General features: G+C 57.5%; 22 protein-coding genes and 1 other annotated feature. Of the genes, 13 read left to right on the plus strand and 9 right to left on the minus strand.

Features of this window, described 5'->3' with window-relative positions:
• Positions 1-49: 49 nt before the first annotated feature.
• Positions 50-2,647, minus strand: a complete 2,598-nt coding sequence (topA, locus tag NR795_RS07820) for a type I DNA topoisomerase (RefSeq protein ID WP_144814877.1) — start codon at positions 2,645-2,647, stop codon at positions 50-52.
• 399 nt (positions 2,648-3,046) lie between these two features.
• Between topA and NR795_RS07825 the strand changes: the two genes are divergently transcribed.
• A complete protein-coding gene (locus NR795_RS07825; protein WP_042394314.1) occupies positions 3,047-3,298 on the plus strand; it encodes a YciN family protein in 252 nt (83 codons plus the stop codon).
• Between the two features lie 41 nt (positions 3,299-3,339).
• Here the strand turns inward: NR795_RS07825 and sohB are convergent, their stop codons facing one another.
• Entirely contained in the window at positions 3,340-4,386 is a 1,047-nt protein-coding gene (sohB, locus tag NR795_RS07830; protein ID WP_222887974.1) for a protease SohB, read from the minus strand.
• Positions 4,387-4,635: 249 nt separating this feature from the next.
• On the opposite strand from sohB, the gene NR795_RS07835 reads away from it, so the two are divergent.
• Positions 4,636-5,397 (plus strand): YciK family oxidoreductase, encoded by a 762-nt coding sequence (locus NR795_RS07835; protein ID WP_144814870.1) that lies wholly within the window; start codon positions 4,636-4,638, stop codon positions 5,395-5,397.
• A complete protein-coding gene (cobO, locus tag NR795_RS07840) occupies positions 5,394-5,984 on the plus strand; it encodes a cob(I)yrinic acid a,c-diamide adenosyltransferase (protein WP_257757823.1) in 591 nt (196 codons plus the stop codon). Before NR795_RS07835 ends, cobO begins: the two co-directional genes overlap by 4 nt.
• Positions 5,985-6,011: 27 nt before the next feature.
• Here the strand turns inward: cobO and rluB are convergent, their stop codons facing one another.
• The 4 genes from rluB to rnm form a co-directional block, all read right to left on the minus strand.
• Positions 6,012-6,920, minus strand: coding sequence for a 23S rRNA pseudouridine(2605) synthase RluB (rluB, locus tag NR795_RS07845; RefSeq protein WP_144814865.1), 909 nt, complete (start codon positions 6,918-6,920; stop codon positions 6,012-6,014).
• Positions 6,921-7,061: 141 nt separating this feature from the next.
• A complete protein-coding gene (locus NR795_RS07850) occupies positions 7,062-7,655 on the minus strand; it encodes a hypothetical protein (protein WP_144814862.1) in 594 nt (197 codons plus the stop codon).
• 11 nt (positions 7,656-7,666) lie between these two features.
• Positions 7,667-8,287 (minus strand): L-threonylcarbamoyladenylate synthase, encoded by a 621-nt coding sequence (locus tag NR795_RS07855; RefSeq protein ID WP_144814851.1) that lies wholly within the window; start codon positions 8,285-8,287, stop codon positions 7,667-7,669.
• On the minus strand, positions 8,284-9,165 hold the full coding sequence (gene rnm, locus NR795_RS07860) for an RNase AM (protein ID WP_144814848.1): 882 nt from the start codon (positions 9,163-9,165) through the stop codon (positions 8,284-8,286). The genes NR795_RS07855 and rnm overlap by 4 nt, the downstream gene beginning before the upstream one ends.
• 156 nt (positions 9,166-9,321) lie before the next feature.
• Positions 9,322-9,418 (plus strand) — a sequence feature (Trp leader region).
• Between the two features lie 30 nt (positions 9,419-9,448).
• Here rnm and NR795_RS07865 point away from each other — a divergent pair.
• Genes NR795_RS07865 through trpA form a run of 5 tightly spaced genes read left to right on the plus strand, consistent with a single transcriptional unit; the run spans position 9,449 to position 15,981 of the window.
• Complete coding sequence (locus tag NR795_RS07865; RefSeq protein WP_257757825.1) at positions 9,449-11,011, plus strand: anthranilate synthase component 1; 1,563 nt, start codon at positions 9,449-9,451, stop codon at positions 11,009-11,011.
• The gene (gene trpD, locus NR795_RS07870; protein ID WP_144814843.1) at positions 11,011-12,606 is read left to right on the plus strand and encodes a bifunctional anthranilate synthase glutamate amidotransferase component TrpG/anthranilate phosphoribosyltransferase TrpD; all 1,596 of its coding nucleotides are present in this window, start codon (positions 11,011-11,013) and stop codon (positions 12,604-12,606) included. Before NR795_RS07865 ends, trpD begins: the two co-directional genes overlap by 1 nt.
• Before the next feature lie 3 nt (positions 12,607-12,609).
• Positions 12,610-13,968, plus strand: coding sequence for a bifunctional indole-3-glycerol-phosphate synthase TrpC/phosphoribosylanthranilate isomerase TrpF (trpCF, locus tag NR795_RS07875; protein ID WP_257757826.1), 1,359 nt, complete (start codon positions 12,610-12,612; stop codon positions 13,966-13,968).
• A 10-nt stretch (positions 13,969-13,978) separates the two neighbouring features.
• On the plus strand, positions 13,979-15,172 hold the full coding sequence (trpB, locus tag NR795_RS07880) for a tryptophan synthase subunit beta (protein WP_144814836.1): 1,194 nt from the start codon (positions 13,979-13,981) through the stop codon (positions 15,170-15,172).
• On the plus strand, positions 15,172-15,981 hold the full coding sequence (gene trpA, locus NR795_RS07885; RefSeq protein ID WP_144814834.1) for a tryptophan synthase subunit alpha: 810 nt from the start codon (positions 15,172-15,174) through the stop codon (positions 15,979-15,981). The genes trpB and trpA overlap by 1 nt, the downstream gene beginning before the upstream one ends.
• A gap of 55 nt (positions 15,982-16,036) precedes the next feature.
• Here trpA and ompW read toward each other — a convergent pair whose 3' ends face one another.
• Positions 16,037-16,672 (minus strand): outer membrane protein OmpW, encoded by a 636-nt coding sequence (gene ompW / locus NR795_RS07890; RefSeq protein ID WP_144814832.1) that lies wholly within the window; start codon positions 16,670-16,672, stop codon positions 16,037-16,039.
• Positions 16,673-16,962: 290 nt separating this feature from the next.
• Between ompW and NR795_RS07895 the strand changes: the two genes are divergently transcribed.
• The 3 genes from NR795_RS07895 to yciA are packed head-to-tail and all read left to right on the plus strand — an operon-like array spanning position 16,963 to position 18,698.
• The gene (locus tag NR795_RS07895) at positions 16,963-17,706 is read left to right on the plus strand and encodes a YciC family protein (protein WP_257757827.1); all 744 of its coding nucleotides are present in this window, start codon (positions 16,963-16,965) and stop codon (positions 17,704-17,706) included.
• A 51-nt stretch (positions 17,707-17,757) separates the two neighbouring features.
• Positions 17,758-18,297: a septation protein A gene (locus NR795_RS07900; RefSeq protein WP_042394355.1), complete on the plus strand. Its 540-nt coding sequence runs from the start codon at positions 17,758-17,760 to the stop codon at positions 18,295-18,297.
• On the plus strand, positions 18,297-18,698 hold the full coding sequence (yciA, locus tag NR795_RS07905; RefSeq protein ID WP_144814826.1) for an acyl-CoA thioester hydrolase YciA: 402 nt from the start codon (positions 18,297-18,299) through the stop codon (positions 18,696-18,698). The genes NR795_RS07900 and yciA overlap by 1 nt, the downstream gene beginning before the upstream one ends.
• A gap of 48 nt (positions 18,699-18,746) precedes the next feature.
• Here the strand turns inward: yciA and tonB are convergent, their stop codons facing one another.
• The gene (gene tonB / locus NR795_RS07910) at positions 18,747-19,484 is read right to left on the minus strand and encodes a TonB system transport protein TonB (protein WP_257758281.1); all 738 of its coding nucleotides are present in this window, start codon (positions 19,482-19,484) and stop codon (positions 18,747-18,749) included.
• A gap of 223 nt (positions 19,485-19,707) precedes the next feature.
• On the opposite strand from tonB, the gene NR795_RS07915 reads away from it, so the two are divergent.
• The gene (locus NR795_RS07915; protein WP_144814820.1) at positions 19,708-20,004 is read left to right on the plus strand and encodes a YciI family protein; all 297 of its coding nucleotides are present in this window, start codon (positions 19,708-19,710) and stop codon (positions 20,002-20,004) included.
• 41 nt (positions 20,005-20,045) lie between these two features.
• On the opposite strand, the gene NR795_RS07920 is transcribed toward NR795_RS07915, so the two are convergent.
• Positions 20,046-20,219 (minus strand): YciY family protein, encoded by a 174-nt coding sequence (locus tag NR795_RS07920; RefSeq protein ID WP_144814817.1) that lies wholly within the window; start codon positions 20,217-20,219, stop codon positions 20,046-20,048.
• 143 nt (positions 20,220-20,362) lie between these two features.
• On the opposite strand from NR795_RS07920, the gene cls reads away from it, so the two are divergent.
• A complete protein-coding gene (gene cls, locus NR795_RS07925) occupies positions 20,363-21,823 on the plus strand; it encodes a cardiolipin synthase (RefSeq protein WP_222888003.1) in 1,461 nt (486 codons plus the stop codon).
• Positions 21,824-21,835 lie beyond the last annotated feature (12 nt).

Below are 21,835 nucleotides of genomic sequence, written 5' to 3' on the forward strand. Positions count from 1 at the left end.
GTTATAAGAAAGGGCCGGATAACCGGCCCTTCAGGAGACAACAGCAGGCTTATTTCTTCGCTTCTACCCACTTGCCATCAATAAAGAAGGCGGACCAGCCGGTGGCTTTCCCCTCTTTCTCTGAGGCAACGTACTGCTGCTTGGTCTTACGGCTAAAACGGACCATGGTCTTGTTGCCGGCAGGATCCTGCTGCGGCGCATCGGCCAGATAGCGCAGCTTCTCCGGCAGGCGATCGCGGAAGCGGTACAGCTCTTCCACCAGCGGCGCACGGGTTTCGCGCGATTTCGGGAAGGTATTGGCCGCCAGGAAGACGCCCGCAGCCCCATCGCGCAGCACGAAGTAGGCATCCGACTTCTCACACTGCAGCTCAGGCAGCGGAACCGGATCTTCCTTCGGCGGTGCAACTTCCCCGCTACGCAGGATCTTACGCGTGTTTTTACAGTCGTCGTTGGTGCAGGCCATGTATTTACCGAAGCGCCCCATTTTCAGGTGCATTTCAGAACCACACTTCTCGCACTCTACGATTGGGCCATCGTAACCTTTAATGCGGAACTCGCCCTCTTCGATCTCGTAGCCGTCGCAGGTGGGGTTGTTACCGCACACGTGCAGCTTGCGTTTCGGATCGATCAGGTAGCTGTCCATCGCCGTACCGCACTTCACGCAGCGACGTTTCGCACGCAGAGCGTTGGTTTCAGCATCGTCACCCTCCAGCACGTTGAGAACTTCGTTCTCCGGTACCAGGTTGATAGTGGTTTTGCAGCGCTCTTTCGGTGGCAGGGCGTAGCCAGAGCAGCCGAGGAAAACCCCAGTGCTCGCCGTGCGGATACCCATTTTCCGTCCGCAGGTCGGGCAGTCAATGCTGGTCAGCACCATCTGATTCGGGCGCATGCCGCCCTCCTCTGGATCCTGCTCGGCCTTCTCTAGCTGCTTGGTAAAGTCGCTGAAGAAGTTATCCAGCACGCCTTTCCATTCGGTCTCGTGGTTCGCCACCTGGTCAAGGCTGTTCTCCATCTGAGCAGTGAAGTCGTAGTTCATCAGCTCGCGGAAGTTCTCTTCCAGACGATCGGTGACGATCTCCCCCATCTTCTCAGCATAGAAGCGACGGTTTTCCACCCGCACGTAGCCGCGATCCTGAATGGTCGAAATGATCGACGCATAGGTAGAGGGGCGACCAATGCCGCGTTTTTCCAGCTCCTTGACCAGCGAGGCTTCGCTGAAGCGCGCAGGCGGCTTGGTAAAGTGCTGGGCCGGAGTCAGCTCGATCAGCGACACCACGTCGCCTTTGTTCACCGGCGGCAGGGTACGATCTTCATCGTTTTTACGCAGCGCGGGCATCACTTTGGTCCAGCCGTCAAAACGCAGCGTGCGACCGCGCGCCTTCAGGCGGAACTCGCTCGCTTCTACGGTCAGCGTCGTGGAGTCATACTGGGCTGGCGTCATCTGGCAGGCAACGAACTGACGCCAGATCAGCTGATAGAGCTTCTGCGCGTCGTTTTCCATATCCTTCAGCGACTCAGCTACAACCGCCACGTCAGAAGGACGAATCGCTTCGTGCGCTTCCTGCGAGTTCTCTTTGTTGGAGTACTGAATCGGGCTCTCCGGCAGGTATTTTTTGCCGAAGTTGTCAGTGATATAGCTGCGAGCCATGCTCACCGCGTCCTGGCTCAGGTTGGTTGAGTCAGTACGCATATAGGTAATGTGTCCCGCTTCGTACAGACGCTGGGCCATCATCATGGTTTTCTTCACGCCGAAGCCGAGACGGGTGCTGGCTGCCTGCTGCAGCGTCGAGGTGATGAACGGCGCACCCGGCTTGCTGCTGGTCGGCTTATCTTCCCGATCGGTTACGGTATAGCGGGCTTTCTCCAGCAGGCTAACTGCCGACATGGTCTGCTCGCGGTTAACCGGACGGAACGGCTTGTCCTGCTGGTGCGTAACCTGCAGCGCCAGCGAGTCACCGGCTGGCGTCGCCACGTTGGCATCCACTTCCCAGTACTCTTCCGGCACGAAGGCTTTGATTTCACGCTCGCGCTCGACCACCAGCCGCACGGCAACGGACTGAACGCGACCCGCAGAGAGACCACGGGCGATCTTTTTCCACAGCAGCGGCGAGACCATGTAGCCTACGACGCGGTCCATAAAGCGACGCGCCTGCTGGGCATTGACACGGTCAATATTCAGCTCGCCCGGCTTTTCGAACGCCTGGCGGATCGCATTTTTGGTAATTTCGTTAAACACGACGCGGCTGTAGCGCGTCTCATCGCCCCCGATCACTTCCCGCAGGTGCCAGGCAATGGCTTCCCCTTCGCGGTCAAGGTCGGTTGCGAGATAGATATGATCGGCTTTTTCGGCCAGCGACTTTAGCTCAGAGACCACTTTCTCTTTGCCGGGGAGCACTTCATAGCGCGCATCCCAGTCGTGCCATGGGTCGACGCCCATACGATTGACCAGCGCGCCACGTTCATCCTTTTTGGGCTTTTTAGCCGTTTTGGTGGAGGCAGAGTCAGCGCTCTTTTTGGCGGCTGAGCCACTGGTCGGCAAATCGCGGATATGACCGACGCTGGATTTCACCACGTAGTCACTACCCAGATACTTATTGATCGTTTTGGCTTTTGCCGGGGACTCAACGATAACGAGAGCTTTACCCATATTCACCTTTACCTAATTTGATTCTTCCAGGAATACGCCGCACGTTGACTCACCATCCCCTGGCGACGTGCCTCAGATATAGCGGCGACGTCACGGGATATCAACCCTTTTTCATAACCAGACGCTGAAATTAAGACTTCCAGGTGACTGAGTTAACAGGTTTTTCCGCGTCTGGTGGGATGAGAACGACGAACTTAAGGTCGAATGTCAAGCAAATCTGTTGCCAGATTGACGAAAGCGCACACTCTACCTGATAAAATTTGTTACGCAACTTTATTAGCATGCAAAAACGGATCGCGCCAACGGCGGAATGGGGTAAAAGCCCTCTTGATAACAGGGAAAATTTGCCCCATTTGTCCCCCTGGACGTAGAATATCCGCAACGTTTAAGGAGGTAACTATGCAAGAGTCAGTTCTACCGATCGATCGTCAGTCACTGCTGGCGAAAGCGAATGAGATCATCCGCGAGCACGAGGATTATGTGCAGGGCATCGAAGCCACCAACGTCACCGAACGTAACGGCATTTTGATTTTCAGCGGCGACTATTTTCTTGATGAGCAGGGCCTGCCCACGGCGAAGAGTACGGCGGTGTTTAACATGTTTAAACATCTTGCCCACGTACTGTCAGAGAAATACACCCTGGCGGAGTAAACAGAGCGAGGCATTGCGCCTCGCTTCTCTATTATCACCGTTTACAGCAGCGGCTTTTCACCGCGCTGCCACCAGCGCAGCAGCAGCCGGTCGGCACTCTCCGCCGCGCTGCTGGTAAAGCGATCCATTAATTTCTTGCGGCGGGTGTAGCGGATCCCGATCACCTCGAACTCGTTGAGCAGGCCAAGCAGCAGCTCGTCGCTGGTGCCCACCTCATCAACCAGCCCCTTCTCCTGGGCCTGCACGCCATACCAGTGTTCACCGGTGGCCACGGACTCAATATCTAATGAAGGACGCATCTGCTTAACAAAGGATTTGAAGAGATCGTGGGTCTCGTTCAGGCTTTCGCGGAACTTCTGCCGCCCCTCTTCGGTATTCTCCCCAAGCAGGGTCAGCGTCCGTTTATATTGACCAGCTGTATGCAATTCAATATCGATATCTTTGCTTTTCAGGAAACGGTTAAGGTTAGGGATCTGCGCCACGACGCCAATCGACCCGACAATGGCAAAGGGTGCGGCAACGATCTTGTCCGCCACGCAGGCCATCATATACCCGCCGCTGGCAGCCACTTTGTCCACGGCAACGGTGAGCGGAATGTTTTTATCGCGCAGACGCTGTAGCTGGGACGATGCGAGGCCATAGCCGTGAACCACGCCACCGGGGCTTTCAAGACGCAGCACAACCCTATCCTCAGGCTTAGCCACGGTGAGCACGGCGGTGATCTCTTCCCGCAGGCTGCTGACCTCATGCGCATCCATACTGCCTTTGAAATCCAGCACCCAGGCACGCGCTTTAGTGGCGGCAGCGGGTACGCCCAGCTTCGCAGTAGACTTTGCCTCTTTGGCCTCCTGCTTCAGACGCTTCTTCTGCGCCTTGTGCCACAGCTTCTGCCGGTGCGTATCGAGCAAGGAGACCGAGAGCTCCTCCTGCATCTCTTTATACTGCTCGCTCAGGTTTGTGACGCGAAGCTCCCCGCGCTGGCGTTTGCGCTGCGTCAGGTTAACGATAAGCATCGCCACGACGGCGATGGCAATCACCACCGTCACAATCTTGGCTAAAAACAACCCGTATTCAGATAGTAATTCCACGCGTCCCACCTTGGTTACATCACTCAACGTAAAGGCCAGTGTACATGACCCCGCCCGCATCGTCTTCTGCCGTCGTGCTAAGTTAGACGCCATCTTGCTGATTTTTTTGCTCTGTAAGAAGTTGAAAAGGTTCAAAGCATCAATGCAGGAGCTTGACGATTGAATTACGCGGCGGATTAAGGCATAAAGCCCACAAGACCCGATCCTGTGAAACGACGCCTGGATGAACGAGAGCGCAAAGGAGAAACCGTGCACTACCAGCCAAAACGAGATTTATTAGAGAACCGCATTATTCTGGTGACCGGTGCCAGCGACGGGATTGGCCAGGAGGCCGCCCTGACCTATGCCCGCTACGGCGCAAAAGTGATCCTGCTCGGCAGAAATGAAGAGAAGCTGCGCCACGTGGCCCAGCGCATTGAGCAGCTGGGCGGCAAAACCGCCCGCTGGTATACCCTTGATCTCGCCACCTGCACGCCGGAGCAGTGCCAGCAGCTGGCGGCACAGATTGAGGCCGCCGTTCCCCGCCTCGATGGCGTCCTGCATAACGCGGGCATGCTGGGGGATATCTGCCCTATGGATGAGCAGAAACCTGAAGTTTGGGAACAGGTGATGCAGATTAACGTCAACGCGACCTTCTATTTGACCCAGGCGCTTCTTCCTTTATTACTCAAGTCAGAGGCTGGCTCACTGGTGTTCACCTCCTCAAGCGTAGGCCGCCAGGGCCGCGCCAGCTGGGGGGCCTACGCGGTGTCCAAATTTGCCACCGAAGGCATGATGCAGGTGCTGGCGGAGGAGTATCAGAGCAGGCACCTGCGGGTTAACTGTATCAACCCCGGCGGCACGCGAACAAAAATGCGTGCCAGCGCGTTTCCGTCGGAAGATCCACAAAAATTAAAGACCCCTGCTGATATCATGCCGCTCTACCTATGGCTGATGGGTGATGACAGCCGTCGCAAAACCGGCATGAGCTTTGATGCTCAGCCTGGACGCAAACCGGGGATAGCACTATGAGTGAAGAGCGTTACCAACAACGACAGCAGCGGGTGAAGGATCACGTGGATGCACGCGTGGCCGCCGCCCAGGACGAGCGCGGGATTATTATCGTCTTTACCGGCAACGGCAAAGGCAAAACCACCGCCGCCTTTGGCACCGTAACCCGCGCGGTGGGCCATGGCAAAAAAGTGGGCGTGATCCAGTTTATTAAAGGCACCTGGCCTAACGGCGAGCGCAACCTGCTGGAGCCGCACGGCGTGGAGTTTCAGGTGATGGCGACGGGCTTTACCTGGGACACGCAGAACCGCGAGGCCGATACCGCCGCCTGTCTGGCGGTGTGGGAGCATGCCCAGCGGATGCTGGCCGACGAGACGCTGGATATGGTGCTTCTGGACGAACTGACCTATATGGTGGCCTATGACTATCTGCCGCTGGCAGCGGTGCTGAGCGCCCTGCAAGCGCGTCCGGCCCAGCAGACGGTGATTATCACCGGCCGCGGCTGCCATCGGGATATTCTGGAGCTGGCGGATACGGTGAGTGAGCTGCGTCCGGTGAAGCACGCCTTCGACGCGGGCGTGAAGGCGCAGATCGGCATTGACTATTAAATAAGAAAGGGGCCGAGGCCCCTTTCTTTATGCTTTGCTGTTACGCGTGCTGGAGCGGCGATTGCTGCTTGCAGGGCGTCCGCTGGCCGGACGCGCGCTGCCGGTCTGGTTGTGACGCTTAACCGCCCGGCGGATCTGATTCGCTTTCAGGCGACGACGATCTTTCTCTACCGCCACCTTAGATTCGGTTTCCGGCGTTAGCTCTACCAGCTCGCGCAGATAGTTAGTCTGAGCCAGATCCAGTTCGGTATAGCCTCCGCGCGGCAGCCCTTTCGGCAGCAGAATATCACCGTAGCGGACGCGGATAAGACGGCTCACCTGCACGCCAACGGCTTCCCACAGGCGACGAACCTCGCGGTTACGCCCTTCGGTCAGGGTGACGTTATACCACTGGTTGATGCCCTCGCCGCCGCTGAACTTAATGGTTTTAAACGCTGCCGGACCATCTTCCAGCTGCACGCCACGGGAGAGATCGCGGATCTTGTTCTCTTCGACCTGACCAAACACGCGCACGGCGTATTCGCGCTCGACTTCACGGCTTGGATGCATCAGGCGGTTAGCCAGCTCACCGTCGGTAGTAAACAGCAGCAGGCCGCAGGTGTTCACGTCCAGACGGCCAACGGCGATCCAACGTGCGCCGCGCAGTTTCGGCAGGCGGTCAAACACCGTCGGACGCCCTTCCGGATCGTTACGGGTGCAGAGTTCACCTTCTGGTTTATAGTAGGCCAGCACGCGGCAGATCTGCTCAACGGACTCTTTAACTGAGATAAGATGGCCGTCAATACGGATTTTCAGGCCGGGGATAACCTCAACGCGGTCGCCCAGCGTAGCGATTTTTCCGTCAACGCTGACGCGCCCGGCGGCAATGATCGCTTCGATTTCACGGCGGGAGCCGTGGCCAGCGCGGGCCAGCACTTTTTGTAATTTCTCGCTCATGGCGGTTCCTTCAGGTGTCGCCTTCACAGGCGTCTGGATAGGTGCAAAGCACACTCTATTTCTTGGGCGCACATACTACACGAAAATCAAATGAAATACTGTAGCACCCCAGGTTAATTTTTAATCACTGGGGTGTGGTTGTCAGATGCAGCGCCCGGTGGCGCAGCCGTAGGCCATGATAAAGGGAAAGGCGGGGATCATCAGCGGGATCCAGAGCGGGTTTACGCCCCGGGTTTTGTCGTTAATGCTCACCGTGACCGGCGGGTCAAGCTTGATAAACTTATCATCCATGACGTAGTTACGTGACAGGCCATAGCTCCCGCTGGCACGGAACGAGACCACCATCGTCTGCGGATCTGAGGTAGCTTTCGCGCCGTAGTCGCGCACCAGCGCCTCTTTTTGTCCAGGCTGTAACCGATCGGTACGAATAAAGGTGTTGTACTGGGCCTGTACATCACGATTATTGACGTCAAAATTCACCGTCATGCCGCGCACCGCATCACCATAGTCACGCTTTAGCACTAACCAGCGATCATAGAGGCGGCGAGTTTCAGCCCCGCTGAAGTCGTAGGTGTGCTCATCTCCTCGGGCCAGCAGAAAGTTATCCCCGGCCTTGAAGTAGACGATTTTCTCTGTTTCCGGCAGCTGCGGCGAGCTCACGCTACAGCCGATCAGCATAAACAGTGCAAGCAACACTCCTGCGGGCAGGACAAGCCTGCCGGTCCCTTTTAACATCGTGCTGGCTCCTACAGGAATGGCTTCACATCGCCGACGCCTTCGCGGATCACTTCCGGCGCGTCATCGGTGAGATCGACCACCGTGGTAGGCTGCTGTCCGAGATAGCCGCCATGAATGACAAGCTCTACATGTTTCTCAAGGCGATCTTTGATCTCTTCGGGATCGGACTCGGTGAATTCGCTGCCGGGGAGCATCAGCGAGGTAGAGAGCATCGGCTCGCCGAGCGTTTCCAGCAGCGCCAGTGCAATAGGGTTAGACGGCACGCGCAGGCCGATGGTTTTGCGTTTTTCCTGCAGCAGACGGCGCGGGACCTCTTTCGTGCCTTTGAGAATAAAGGTGTAGTTGCCCGGCGTATTGTTCTTGATCAGGCGGAATGCCACGTTATCCACAAAAGCATAGGTCGACAGCTCGGAGAGATCCCGGCACATCAGCGTAAAGTTGTGGCCATCCGGCAGCTGCCGAATGCGCGATATACGCTCCATCGCCCCTTTATCTTCGATTTTACAGCCCAGCGCGTAGCCGGAGTCGGTGGGATAGACGATCACCCCGCCCTTACGCACAATCTCCACTGCCTGGTTAATCAGGCGCGGCTGGGGATTATCCGGATGAATATAAAAAAACTGACTCATACTTCCCTCTCATTATTATGTTGAGGCTGTTCCCAGAGCTGCCATACCGCTTCTACGCCTGCGGGCAGCCACAGTTTGCGACCCAGTTCGATCCACGGGCAGGGCTGGTGAAAATCCGATCCCTGCGACGCCATAAGACCAAACTGTTGCGCATACGCAGCAAGCTGGGTGCGCTCGTTGGGCGCCTGCTGGCATTGCGCGACTTCCATCGCATCACCGCCCTGTTCGGCAAAGTGTGCCAGCAGTCTTTTCAGCCATTTAGCGCTAAGATCGTAGCGCCCAGGATGGGCCACTACCGCTTTGCCGCCAGAATGATGAATCACATCAATAGCTTGTTTTATTGTACACCACTGGGGCGGAACGTATCCGGTTTTACCACGCGCAAGATACTTTTTAAACACGCCCGCCACGTCACTGGCTTTGCCGCTCTCAATGAGGAAACGAGCAAAGTGGCCACGGGTCACCGCCCCGCCGTTAGCCAGGCGCAGCGCCCCCTCCCACGCACCGGGAATATGCGCTTTTTCGAGGCGCTCACCAATCTGCATGGCGCGTGCCTGACGACGAGCTTTCTGCTCTTCAAGCAGCGTCACCATTGCCGGATGCTCAATGTCGATGTTAAGACCGACAATATGGATCTCGTGGTTTTCCCAGAGGGTAGAGATCTCCACGCCGTTAATCAGGCTCAGGTTCAGCCCTGCGCGCGCAATCTCCGCCCGGGCTGCGGGAATAGCCGAGGTCGTATCATGATCGGTGATAGCCAGCGTACCCACACGCATCTCAACTGCGCGATGAACTAATTCTTCCGGGGAGAGCAAACCGTCTGAGGCCTGAGTGTGAGAGTGAAGGTCGTAAATAATGGCGTAATTCGTGTCGCTCAAAGCGGCTCCAGTAGGGTATATCTCATTTAGGACTCTATCATAACGGTTAAGGCGCGAATTCTGAAATCAGGGGTTGACTTTATTCTCCTGAACCAGTTAACTAGTACGCAAGTTCACACAACGAGGTATCTGAAAATGTTCAAACATTCTACGCTTATCCGCTGGTGGCACTCCTCCTGAAAACGGGCGGTGAGCGAGCGTTTGCCTCAAGCAGACAGATACCCCGGCCCGCCAACTGAGCGGGCTTTTTTTTGAACAGAATAACGATCGGATGAGAATGACTATGCCAATGCCAAAACCTGCACTACAGCTTCTCACAGACCACGCCGCGTACCGGGAGAACCCGACCGCCCTGTTTCATCAGCTGTGCGCGGATCGTCCGGCAACGCTGCTGCTGGAATCCGCCGATATCGACAGCAAGGACGATCTCAAGAGCCTGCTGCTGGTCGACAGCGCGCTGCGCATTACCGCGTTAGGTGACACTGTCACTATTCAGGCATTGACGACTAACGGCGCATCGCTCCTGCCGCTGCTGGATGCCGCCCTGCCCGCTGGCGTAGAGAACATCGCCCGTCCGGATGGTCGCGTTCTGCACTTTCCGCCGGTAAGCAACCTGCTGGACGAAGACGCCCGCCTCTGCTCTCTGTCCGTTTTTGATGCCTTTCGCCTGCTCCAGGAGCTGGTTACCGTTCCGGCCGAAGAGCGCGAGGCGATGTTCTTTGGCGGCCTCTTCGCCTATGACCTGGTAGCCGGTTTTGAGGATCTCCCTGCGCTTGCACAGGAGAATGGCTGCCCGGACTTCTGCTTCTACCTGGCCGAAACGCTGCTGGTTATCGATCACCAGCAGCAGCAAACCCGCATCCAGGCAAGCCTTTTCACCCCTTCCGATGCCGAACAGCAGCGCCTGACCCAGCGCATTGCCGAACTGCGTCAGCAGCTGAGCCTGCCCCCCGCGCCGCTGCCGGTAGAGACGGTGGCGTCGATGCGCTGCGAATGCAACCAGAGCGACGAGGAGTTTGGGGCGGTTGTACGCGAGATGCAAAAAGCCATTCGCGCCGGAGAGATCTTCCAGGTCGTGCCGTCCCGCCGCTTCTCACTGCCCTGCCCGTCACCGCTGGCAGCCTACGACGTGCTGAAGAAGAGCAACCCCAGCCCCTACATGTTCTTTATGCAGGATAACGACTTTACCCTGTTTGGCGCGTCGCCTGAGAGCTCGCTGAAGTATGATGCGCAGTCTCGCCAGATTGAGATCTACCCGATTGCCGGAACGCGTCCGCGCGGCCGCCGGGCCGACGGTTCGCTGGATCGCGATCTCGACAGCCGCATCGAGCTGGAGATGCGTACCGACCATAAAGAGCTCTCCGAACACCTGATGCTGGTTGACCTCGCCCGCAACGATCTGGCCCGCATCTGCACGCCGGGCAGCCGCTACGTTGCCGACCTGACCAAGGTCGATCGCTACTCATTTGTGATGCATCTGGTCTCTCGCGTGGTGGGTGAGCTGCGCAACGATCTCGATGTCCTCCACGCCTACCGGGCGTGCATGAATATGGGCACGCTGAGCGGTGCGCCAAAGGTCCGCGCCATGCAGCTTATTGCTCAGGCGGAAGGCACCCGTCGCGGCAGCTACGGCGGCGCAGTGGGCTACTTCACTGCCCACGGCGATCTGGATACCTGCATTGTGATCCGCTCCGCCTACGTTGAAAACGGTGTCGCCACCGTTCAGGCAGGTGCGGGGGTGGTGCTGGACTCTGTTCCGCAGTCTGAAGCCGATGAAACCCGCAACAAAGCTCGCGCGGTCCTGCGCGCCATTGCCACCGCACACCACGCTCAGGAGACGTTCTGATGGCTGACATTCTGCTGCTCGATAATATCGACTCGTTTACCTATAACCTTGCCGATCAGCTGCGCGCCAGCGGTCACAACGTGGTGATCTACCGCAACCATGTTCCTGCCCAGACGCTGATTGACCGCCTGGCGACCATGGAGAACCCGGTTCTGATGCTCTCTCCAGGCCCTGGCGCCCCCTCCGAGGCGGGCTGTATGCCTGAGCTGTTAACCCGTATGCGCGGCAAGCTGCCGATCGTTGGTATCTGTCTCGGCCATCAGGCGATCGTTGAAGCCTACGGCGGGTACGTTGGCCAGGCCGGAGAGATCCTGCATGGTAAAGCCTCAAACATTGAACACGACGGCCAGGGGATGTTCGCCGGGCTGAGCAACCCGCTGCCGGTGGCGCGCTATCATTCGCTGGTGGGCAGCAACGTGCCCGCCGGGCTGACCATCAATGCGCACTTCAATGGCATGGTGATGGCGGTGCGCCACGATGTCGATCGCGTCTGCGGCTTCCAGTTTCACCCGGAGTCCATTCTCACTACCCAGGGCGCACGCCTGCTGGAGCAGACCCTGGCCTGGGCGCAGCAGAAGCTGGAGCAGAGCAATACCCTGCAACCGATCCTGGAGAAACTCTATCAGGCTCAGACCCTGAGCCAGCAGGAGAGCCACCAGCTCTTCTCGGCGGTGGTGCGCGGCGAGCTGAAGCCAGAGCAGCTGGCGGCGGCGCTGGTAAGCATGAAGATCCGCGGCGAACATCCGAATGAGATCGCCGGGGCGGCCACCGCGCTGCTGGAGAACGCAGCGCCCTTCCCGCGCCCGGACTATGCCTTTGCCGATATCGTTGGCACCGGCGGCGACGGCAGCAACAGCATCAATATCTCCACCGCCAGCGCCTTTGTCGCCGCAGCCTGCGGCCTGAAGGTGGCGAAGCACGGCAACCGCAGCGTTTCAAGCCGCTCCGGCTCGTCGGATCTGCTGGCGGCGTTTGGCATCAACCTCGATATGAACGCGGATAAATCCCGTACCGCGCTGGACGAGCTGGGGGTCTGCTTCCTCTTTGCGCCGAAGTACCACACCGGGTTCCGCCACGCGATGCCTGTACGCCAGCAGCTCAAGACCCGCACCCTGTTCAACGTGCTCGGGCCGCTGATTAACCCAGCCCACCCACCGCTGGCGCTGATTGGCGTCTACAGCCCGGAGCTGGTGCTGCCGATTGCCGAAACGCTGCGCGTACTGGGCTACCGGCGGGCGGCGGTGGTGCACAGCGGCGGCATGGACGAAGTCTCCCTGCACGCCCCGACGCTGGTTGCCGAGCTGAACAACGGTGATATCAGCAGCTATCAGCTGGAGGCCGCTGACTTTGGCCTCACGCCGTATCGCCAGGAGGCGCTGGCGGGCGGCACCCCGGAAGAAAACCGTGACATTCTGACGCGCTTACTACAAGGTAAAGGTGAGGCCGCCCACGAGGCCGCCGTCGCGGCAAACGTGGCGATGCTGATGCGCCTGCATGGAGAAGAGAATTTGCAGGCCAACGCGCAAAAGGTTCTGGACGTACTACGCAGCGGTGCTGCCTATGACAAAGTCACCGCGCTTGCGGCAAGAGGATAAGTAATGGAAACCGTTTTAGCGAAAATCGTCGCGGATAAGGCGATTTGGGTCGCCGCCCGAAAACAGCAGCAGCCGCTGGCCAGTTTTCAAGGCGATATTGTGCCCGCCACGCGCAGCTTTTACGACGCTTTGCAGGGCGCGCGCACGGCATTTATTCTCGAATGTAAAAAGGCTTCGCCGTCAAAAGGCGTGATCCGCGACGATTTCGATCCGGTGCGGATTGCCAACATCTATAAGCACCATGCATCGGCCATCTCTGTGCTGACGGATGAGAAATATTTCCAGGGCAGCTTCGATTTTCTGCCGCTGGTGAGTGCTGCCGCGCCGCAGCCGATCCTGTGTAAGGATTTTATTATCGAGGCCTACCAGATTTACCTGGCGCGCTACTACCAGGCGGACGCCTGCCTGCTGATGCTCTCGGTGCTCGATGACGAGCAGTACCGCCAGCTCGCCGCCGTGGCCCACAGCCTGAAGATGGGCGTGCTGACCGAAGTGAGTAATGAAGAGGAGCTGGAGCGCGCTATCGCCCTCGGGGCTAAGGTGGTAGGTATCAATAACCGCGACCTGCGCGATCTCTCTATCGATCTCAACCGCACCCGCCAGCTGGCACCTCGCCTTGGCGCGGGCGTTACGGTGATCAGCGAGTCGGGGATTAACACCTATGCCCAGGTGCGCGATCTGAGCCGTTTCGCCAACGGCTTTTTAATCGGATCGGCGCTGATGGAGCAGGACGATCTCGACGCCGCCATCAAGCGCGTGCTGCTGGGCGAGAATAAAGTCTGCGGGCTGACGCGTCCCGAGGATGCGCAGGCCGCGTTTGAAGCCGGAGCGCTCTTCGGCGGGCTGATCTTCGTTCCTGAATCTCCGCGCTGCGTGAGCGATGCCCAAGCCGATGCGGTGATTGCCGCAGCGCCCCTGCGCTACGTGGGCGTCTTCCGTAACGCATCCGTCGAAGCAGTGGTCGAGAAGGCAGAACAGTTTCAGCTTGCTGCCGTCCAGCTGCACGGAGCAGAGGATCAGGCCTATATTGATGCGTTACGCACCGCGCTGCCGGCCAGCGTCGCCATCTGGAAAGCGCTGAGCGTCAGCGATACGCTCCCGGCCCGTAATCTCAGCCACGTTGACCGCTATCTGTTTGATAACGGCCAGGGCGGCACCGGCCAGCGTTTTGACTGGTCCCTGCTGGCCGGAGAGACGCTGGACAACGTGATGCTGGCCGGAGGCCTCGGCGCAGATAACTGCGTTACGGCGGCGCAGGCGGGCTGTGCCGGACTCGATTTTAATTCAGGTGTGGAATCTGAACCGGGTATTAAAGATGCCAGCAAGCTGGCCTCGGTTTTCCGTACCCTGCGTGCCTATTAAGGAATCTGTAATGACAACTTTGCTCAATCCCTACTTCGGTGAATTCGGCGGCATGTACGTTCCGCAAATTTTAATGCCCGCCCTGCGCCAGCTGGAAGAGGCCTTTGTCAGCGCTCAGAAGGATCCGGCGTTTCAGGCCCAGTTTAGCGATCTGCTGAAAAACTATGCCGGGCGTCCGACCGCGCTCACGAAATGCCAGAACCTGACCGCCGGAACCAAAACCACGCTCTATCTTAAGCGTGAAGATCTGCTTCACGGCGGCGCGCACAAAACTAACCAGGTGCTGGGCCAGGCGCTGCTTGCCAAGCGCATGGGTAAAACCGAGATCATTGCCGAGACCGGCGCGGGCCAGCACGGCGTCGCCTCCGCGCTCGCCAGCGCCCTGCTCGGCCTGAAATGCCGTATCTACATGGGTGCCAAGGACGTGGAGCGTCAGTCGCCGAACGTGTTCCGCATGCGCCTGATGGGTGCAGAGGTGATCCCGGTCTATAGCGGCTCGGCTACCCTGAAAGATGCCTGCAACGAAGCGCTGCGTGACTGGTCTGGCAGCTACGATACTGCCCACTATATGCTCGGTACGGCGGCAGGCCCGCATCCGTTCCCGACTATTGTGCGTGAGTTCCAGCGCATGATTGGCGAAGAGACGAAAGCGCAGATCCTCGAAAAAGAGGGTCGTCTGCCGGATGCGGTGATCGCCTGCGTCGGCGGCGGCTCTAACGCCATCGGCATGTTTGCTGATTTTATCGAAGAGAGCAGCGTGGGGCTGATCGGCGTCGAGCCGGCGGGCCACGGGATTGAGACCGGCGAGCATGGCGCGCCGCTGAAGCATGGTCGGGTAGGTATCTACTTCGGCATGAAGTCACCGATGATGCAAACCGATGACGGTCAGATTGAGGAGTCCTACTCAATCTCTGCCGGGCTCGATTTCCCGTCCGTGGGGCCGCAGCACGCGCATCTGAACAGCATCGGACGTGCAGATTACGTCTCGATTACCGATGATGAAGCCCTTGCGGCGTTCAAACTGCTGTGCCGTAGCGAAGGGATCATTCCGGCGCTGGAGTCCTCGCATGCGCTGGCCCATGCGCTGAAGATGATGCGCGAAAACCCGGAAAAAGAGCAGCTGCTGGTGGTTAACCTCTCTGGCCGCGGCGATAAAGACATCTTTACGGTTCACGATATTTTAAAAGCACGAGGGGAGATGTGATGGAACGTTATGAGCAGCTGTTTACGCGCCTGCAGGAGCGCAAGGAGGGAGCATTTGTTCCCTTTGTTACCCTGGGCGATCCCTCTCCCGAACAGTCGCTAAAGATTATCGATGCGCTGATTGAGGGCGGTGCCGATGCGCTGGAGTTAGGGATCCCCTTCTCCGATCCGCTGGCCGACGGCCCTACTATCCAGAATGCCACTCTGCGTGCTTTTGCCGCAGGTACTACCCCCGCCCAGTGCTTTGAGATGCTGGCTGCCGTGCGCCAGAAGCACCCGACTATCCCTATCGGCCTGCTGATGTACGCCAACCTGGTATTCAGCCAGGGTATTGATGAGTTCTACGCTAAGTGCGAAAAAGCGGGCGTTGATTCGGTGCTGGTGGCGGACGTGCCGGTGGAAGAGTCAGCCCCGTTCCGTCAGGCGGCGATGCGCCATAACGTTGCGCCGATCTTCATCTGCCCGCCGAACGCCGATGACGATCTGCTGCGTCAGATTGCATCCTACGGACGCGGCTACACCTACCTGCTCTCACGCGCCGGGGTAACTGGCGCAGAGAACAGCGTGGCCCTGCCGCTACAGCATCTGGTTGCGAAGCTGGCTGAGTACAATGCTGCCCCGCCGCTGCAGGGCTTTGGTATCTCGACGCCGGAGCAGGTGAAGACCTCGCTGGAGGCAGGCGCAGCAGGGGCAATTTCCGGCTCCGCCATCGTTAAGATTATTGAGAATAACCTTGATAAGCCCGTTAAGATGCTGACCGAGCTGAGGGAGTTTGTTCAGGGTCTAAAAGCGGCGACGCGAGTAAGCTGATTCGTTAAGGTGAGAAACAGGCTTCATTGGTCAGTTTCTCACCTTAACTTATGGATCAGAAGCGGTAGCCCGCAGAGAACATAAACACCCACGGATCCAGACGCGTATCAACGGTCTGCTGCACCCCACCCGCCTTAAATTTCACGTCGGTATCGATATCCATGTACCACACCGAGGCGTTAATCAGCCAGTCGCGGTTGATCAGGTAGTCCAGCCCCACCACGCCCGCTGCGCCCCAGGAGTCACTCAGGCTTAGGTCGGAGAGGCCCGCCGCTTTACCGGTATCGTTAAACTTCTCATCAAAGAACGTGGTGTAGTTCACGCCTGCGCCAATATAGGGGCGGACTTTGCTGCTGCTGTCACCGAAATACCACTCGGCAACCAGGGTTGGCGGCAGATGCTCAACGGTGGCAATGTTGCCCGTTGGGCCGGTGCCAACATGATGGCGGAACGGCGTAGCGGCCAACAGCTCAATGCCGACGTTCTCCGTTGCCATATAGGTGAAGGTCAAACCCAGCTGGGTGTTGTTGCTGACGTTAAACCCGCCCAGACTGCCTAACACATTATCAGACCCTTCGGTAGGTCTTACCGTCGCCGAACCGGCACGCACAAAAAACTCGCCCGCGTCATGAGCATATGTCCCAGCTGAAAATGCACTTAACACCAACGCTACCACCGCTAATTTTTTCATTCTTTTCCGCTCCATCGATAGGGTTATTTTTCTGGCGCGGTGAATATACCTACATTGAAGTACAAAGTGATCTAGCGCAGATCACATTTAACCCTATAAAGTAACATTCATTGATCTGGATTAATTTTCCTTAATCATCAGGAAACTATATGTTTGGGTGTAGCTCAATTTTCAGGGTGAGACTGTTTTACAAAGCTATGCTTTTCCATACACGGGAGAGTGCTGCCACTGCGACGCTAACCAGGTTACAATCGTCAGCAAATTAATACCGGTTTACTCAAGGAGAGTGCATGTCTATCACGGCGAAGTCCGTTTACCGTGACACGGGAAATTTTGTTCGCAATCAGTTCATCACTATTTTGCTGATTGCCCTATTGTGTGCGTTTATCACGGTCATGCTTGGCCACGTTTTTTCACCCACTGATGAGCAGCTCGCCATCCTGCGCGAGGGTGACAACCTGTCCGGCAGCGCCGGGCTGTTTGAGCTGGTACAAAACATGACGCCTGAACAGCAGCAGGTGCTGCTGCGTGCCTCTGCCGCCTCCACCTTCTCCGGGCTGTTTGGCAACGCCATCCTGGCGGGCGGGATGCTGCTGCTGCTCCAACTGATTTCTGCGGGCCAGCGCGTAAGCGCGCTGCGGGCCATTGGGGCCAGCGCTCCGGTGCTGCCAAAGCTGTTTATCCTGATCTTTCTGACCACCTTTATGGTGCAGATCGGCATCATGTTTATCGTGGTCCCAGGGGTTATCCTTGCGATCCTGCTGGCCTTTGCGCCCGTAATGATGGTGCAGGATAAAATGGGGGTCTTTCAGTCGATCCGTAACAGCATGCGTCTGGGCTGGGGCAATATGCGCCTGGTGGCTCCGGCGGTGATGGGCTGGCTGCTGGCAAAAACGCTGCTGCTGATGTTCGCCCCTAATTTCGCTGTCCTGACGCCAACGGTGGGTGCAATCCTGGCCAATACGCTCAGCAATTTGATCTCGGCGGCGCTGCTTGTTTATCTTTATCGTCTCTATATGCTGATCCGCCCTTAACATCCCGCAGCGTGCTTAACAGGCAGGCTGCATCTATTACGGAATCGAAGAATGAAGCAGTTTCTTGATTTTTTGCCGCTGATTGTATTTTTTGCCTTTTATAAGCTCTATGACATCTATGCCGGAACGGCGGCGCTGATCGTGGCGACGGCGGTGGTGCTGATCTACAGCTGGGTGCGCTATCGCAAAGTTGAAAAAATGGCGCTGGTGACCTTCGTGCTGGTAGCGGTGTTTGGCGGTCTGACGCTCTTTTTCCATAACGATGAGTTTATTAAGTGGAAAGTGACGGTGATCTACGCCCTGTTTGCCGGTGCGCTGCTGTTTAGCCAGTGGGTGATGAAAAAGCCGCTGATCCAGAGCATGCTGGGTAAAGAGATCGCCCTGCCCGCAACGGTATGGTCAAAGCTCAACCTCGCCTGGGCGCTGTTTTTCATTATCTGTGGACTGGCCAATATCTATATTGCGTTCTGGCTGCCGCAAAATATTTGGGTGAACTTCAAGGTGTTTGGTTTAACTGCCCTGACGCTGATCTTTACGCTGCTGAGCGGCCTCTATATCTATCGTCACCTGCCGCAGGAAGATAAGTCCTGATGAGTAATGTAAACGAAGCAGCACAGGGCGAGCTGGTATTACGCACGCTGGCGATGCCGGCAGATACCAACGCCAACGGCGATATTTTTGGTGGCTGGCTGATGTCGCAGATGGACATGGGCGGCGCAATCATGGCGAAAGAGATCGCCCATGGCCGCGTGGTCACCGTCCGGGTCGACGGCATGACTTTCCTGCGTCCGGTTGCGGTGGGTGACGTGGTGTGCTGCTATGCGCGCTGCGTTAAACGCGGCACGACCTCGGTGACCATCAACGTTGAGGTGTGGGTGAAGAAGGTCTCCTCTGAGCCCATCGGCCAGCGCTATAAAGCCACCGAGGCGCTGTTTATCTATGTGGCGGTAGACAGCGAAGGCAAGCCCCGCGCCCTTCCCCCGCAAGCATAAAAAAAGCCTCCGTAAGGAGGCTTTTTTATTACGGCTAACCGGCGGCATTTAATCCACCGATGCACCACCGTTAAGACGGAATACGATATTCACAATTAAACCGTTGCCCGGTTTACCTGCTTCATAGCGCCATTTACGCATCGCCGTTTTTACTTCACGCTCAAACATATTTGACGGCTGGGCAGAGAGGATCTGCACGTTCTCTACGCGTCCGTCGGCGGTGACGTCAAACTTCACGCGTACGCGGCCTTCAATGCGCAGCGCCTGGGCGCGGGCCGGATACTGCGGCTGGCTGCGGGCCACCGCTCGCGGGCCGCTCGGCACGGATGCCACCGGTTTGCTGGCCGCCGGTGCGCTGTTGGTCAGCGGGCGCGACGGTGCGGTATTGGTCAACGGTGCGGAGGGACGCGTCTCTAGCGGGCGAACGTCACGCTTCGGCTGCTCGACCTTCTTCTCAACCTTCTTCTCCGGCTTCGGTTTAGGTTTAGGTTTCGGCTTGGGCTTCGGTTTTGGCTTTTCAATCACCACCGGCGCTTCTTTAGGCGGCTCGGGGATCGGTTCCGGCTCCGGTTCAGGCTCTACCACCGGCTCCGGTGGGGGCTGTACCACCTGCGGCGGCTCCAGCTCGGCAGGCGTCACCATAGTAACGGCAATAGGCTGTGCGGGTGCGGGCATTTCAATAACCTGATGTACTGAGGTGTAAAGCAGAGTCGCCACAACAGCACCATGAATACCAACAGACAGCAGCGTCGGCCAGGGAAAGCGGCGAGGTAGATCAAGGGTCATTGCAGTCATAATCGTTTCAGTTGAAAAGCCAGGTCCTGATTTTAAATGCAAATAGCAATCATATTCAATAAGCCATCACATCTATCGCGCATTTTAGCCGTTGCGGACAACTTTTCCGGTCCAGTTTTAGCTTTTCAGGGTGCATAAAATCATGAGGGTAGCGTGCGGCCTGCAAGGTGTGTTAGCGTCCTGGAGTCATTTTATCATTTAAGGAACTCTACTCGTGCTTTATGTGATTTACGCTGAAGATATTGCCAACTCACTTGAAAAACGTCTCTCCGTGCGTCCGGCGCACCTGGCGCGCCTGCAGCTGCTTAGCGACGAGGGGCGCCTGTTGACGGCGGGCCCCATGCCTGCGGTAGACAGTAACGATCCGGGCGCGGCTGGATTTAGCGGCTCAACGGTCATTGCGGAGTTTGAATCGCTGGAAGAGGCAAAAGCCTGGGCAGAGGCCGATCCTTACGTAGCGGCGGGCGTTTACCAGACCGTATCGATTAAGCCGTACAAAAAAGTATTCTAGGCTCTAAGAGTGAGGGCACCAAAACGTGCCCTCAAACGATCTCAGTACGGGGTAATCGCGAACAGCAACGCGTTGCGTTGGTGGTTCAGCACGCACTTTCTGATGGAGTGAATGCGCATATTACGACGCGACTGGCCTTCCAGCCAGCGGGCTTTGCGGCGACTCGCCTGACGAAGCATCCGCCAGCGCCCCACTTCCGTTCTACTACGCTTCATGACAGCAACTCTGCTAATAACGAAGGCTCCATTATAGACCCTTGCCGACGCCGTACCAGCGCTTTCTCGGCCGTTTTTATTTGCCAGATGGATGCTTATGCGTACACTCAGTGTATGGCGTACTGAAAAGGACTTTTTTAACTATGACAACCTTCTACACCGTTGTGAGTTGGCTGGTCATTTTAGGATACTGGCTGCTGATTGCCGGCGTAACGTTACGCATCCTGATGAAGCGCCGCGCCGTTCCCTCAGCTATGGCCTGGCTATTAATTATTTATATTCTGCCGCTGGTGGGGATCATCGCCTACCTCTCGTTCGGTGAGCTGCATCTTGGTAAGCGGCGGGCCGAGCGTGCCCGCGCCATGTGGCCCTCCACCGCCAAATGGCTCCACGATCTTAAAGCCTGCAAACATATCTTTGCCGAAGAGAACAGCCCGGTGGCCACCTCGCTGTTTCAGCTCTGTGAGCGCCGCCAGGGTATCGGCGGCGTAAAAGGTAACCAGCTTCAGCTCCTGACCTCCTCTGATGATGTGATGCAGGCGCTGATCCGCGACATCCAACTTGCCCGCCATAATATCGAGATGGTGTTCTATATCTGGCACCCCGGCGGAATGGCCGACCAGGTCGCCGAGTCGCTGATGGCGGCGGCCCGGCGCGGCGTTCACTGCCGTCTCATGCTCGACTCAGCGGGCAGCGTGACCTACTTCCGCAGTCCGTGGGTCGCCATGATGCGCAATGCGGGCGTAGAGGTAGTGGAAGCGCTGAAGGTGAACCTGATGCGTGTCTTCCTGCGCCGCATGGATCTGCGTCAGCACCGCAAGATGGTGATGATTGATAACTACATCGCCTACACCGGCAGCATGAACCTGGTGGACCCGCGCTTTTTTAAGCAGGACGCGGGCGTTGGCCAGTGGGTTGATCTGATGGCACGCATGGAGGGGCCGATCGCCACCTCGATGGGCGTGGTCTACTCTTGCGACTGGGAGATTGAGACCGGCAAGCGTATTCTTCCGCCGCCGCCGGATAACAACGTCATGCCGTTTGAACAGGCCAGCGGCCATACTATTCACACCATCGCCTCCGGCCCTGGCTTTCCAGAAGATCTGATCCACCAGGCGCTGCTGACAGCCGTCTACGCCTCGCGGGAATATCTGATCATGACAACGCCCTACTTTGTGCCGAGTGACGATCTGCTGCACGCCATTTGTACCGCTGCCCAGCGCGGCGTGGACGTGAGTATTATTCTGCCGCGCAAAAACGACTCCCTGTTAGTGGGCTGGGCCAGCCGGGCCTTTTTCAGCGAGCTGCTGGCGGCCGGGGTGAAAATTTACCAGTTTGAAGGCGGTCTGCTACATACCAAAAGCGTGCTGGTGGACGGTGAGCTGAGCCTGGTAGGCACGGTAAACCTCGACATGCGCAGCCTGTGGCTCAACTTTGAAATCACGCTGGTCATTGATGATGCCGGTTTTGGCGGCGATCTGGCGGCGGTTCAGGATGACTATATCTCTCGCTCCCGGCTGCTGGATGCCACGCGCTGGTTGAAACGTCCGCTATGGCAGCGGATTGTCGAGCGACTGTTTTACTTCTTTAGTCCGTTGCTGTAAAACGTGCCCATT

The sequence above is a fragment of the Pseudescherichia sp. L3 genome (assembly GCF_024656065.1).
Classification (GTDB): Bacteria; Pseudomonadota; Gammaproteobacteria; order Enterobacterales; family Enterobacteriaceae; genus Pseudescherichia.